The organism is Streptomyces sp. NPDC006283 (genome assembly GCF_040613325.1).
Lineage (GTDB): Bacteria > Actinomycetota > Actinomycetes > Streptomycetales > Streptomycetaceae > Streptomyces.
On record NZ_JBEXRZ010000457.1, the window covers coordinates 1 to 1,611 of the forward strand.

1 protein-coding gene is annotated in these 1,611 nt (G+C 67.5%); it reads left to right on the plus strand.

The genetic code is table 11. From position 1 onward, the window contains the following. Positions 1-143 precede the first annotated feature (143 nt). Positions 144-1,601, plus strand: coding sequence for an NF041680 family putative transposase (locus ABZ070_RS37245; protein ID WP_356640626.1), 1,458 nt, complete (start codon positions 144-146; stop codon positions 1,599-1,601). Positions 1,602-1,611 lie beyond the last annotated feature (10 nt).

Genomic DNA, 1,611 nt, shown 5'->3' on the forward strand with positions numbered 1-1,611 from the left:
CTAGCTTGGCGTTTAACGTCCGGCGTCGAATGGTCCGTCGAACTTGATCACTCGGTTCGGGATCCGGCGTACGCGGAGGCGGCCTTCGTCTGAACATGTGCTCCGACCAAGGAACACACACGTCCAGTACGAAGGCCGTGAGGATGAGTCTGCTGCATCGTGATGCCCGGCGAGAGCCGTTGGCGGAACTGTCATACTTCCGGACCGAGTTCTACTCCTGTCTCACGGCTCGTTCGGACGCATTGTTCGAGCTGGCCGATGCTGTCCTGTGCGGTGACGGGCCGGTGAGGTCGCTGGCCGAGCTGTCGCTCGTGGGCGAACACCGCCGCGGTCATGGCGGGCTCTACGCCGGTGTGGCGCATGGACGGCTCGATATCGTCCGGCTGCGGCGGGCACTGGCTGCGGTGCCGCTGCCGCGTGCTGCCGACGGCCGGCTGGTCCTGGCCGTCGATATCACCTGCTGGTTGCGGCCCGATGCACACACCTCACCGGACCGGATCCTGTGTCACACCTACGGCCGGGGCAAAGACCAGCACATCCCCGTCCCCGGCTGGCCGTACTCGGTCGTCTGCGCGCTCGAGCCCGGCCGCAGTTCATGGACCGCGCCGCTTGACGCACTTCGACTGGCGCCCGGCGATGACACCGCCACAGTCACGGCCCGGCAGCTGCGGGAGCTGGTCCAGCGTTTGATCACGGCAGGTCAGTGGCAGGCGGGCGACCCGGACATCCTCATCATCGCGGACGCCGGATACGACGCACCGCGCCTCGCATTCCTGCTCAGGGACCTGCCGGTGCAGGTACTGGCCCGGATGCGCTCGGACCGCGTCCTTCGCAGGGCTGTATTGCCGCGGCAGCCGCACACGCTGGGCCGCCCGCCCCGGCACGGAGGCGAGTTCGTCTTCGGGCAGCCCGACACCTGGGGCACCCCGGACACCGAAACCGTCACCGACACCCGCCTCTACGGCATCGCCACCGCACGTTCCTGGAACCGGCTCCACCCCAAACTGACCCACCGCTCCTCATGGGCCGCGGCCGACGGCACCCTCCCGATCGTGGAGGGAACCGTGATCCGACTCGACATCGCTCACCTGCCCAGCGGAGCAAACCCGAAGCCAGTCTGGCTGTGGTGGTCCGGCATCGATGCCACCCCGGCAGACACCGACCGCCTCTGGCAGGCATACCTACGACGCTTCGACATCGAGCACACCTTCCGCCTCTTCAAGCAGACCCTCGGCTGGACCACCCCGAAGATCCGCACCCCAGAGGCGGCCGACCGCTGGACCTGGCTGATCCTGGCCGCCTACACCCAACTCCGCCTCGCCCGCCCACTCGCAGCCGACCTACGACGCCCCTGGGAGAAGCCAACCTCGCCAGACAGGCTCACCCCCGCCCGTGTCCGCCGCGACTTCCGGCACATCCGCCCGAAGACCATCTGCCCAGCGAGAGCACCGAAACCCTCCCGACCCGGCCCCGGCCGACCACCAGGCCGGAAGAACACACTGCCAACCCAACGCCACGACGTGCACACACCCCGCAAAACACAACCAACGAGACGACAAACGAAGAAGACAACAACCCCGAGACCCCGCCGCACAGGTTAAAGATCAAGCT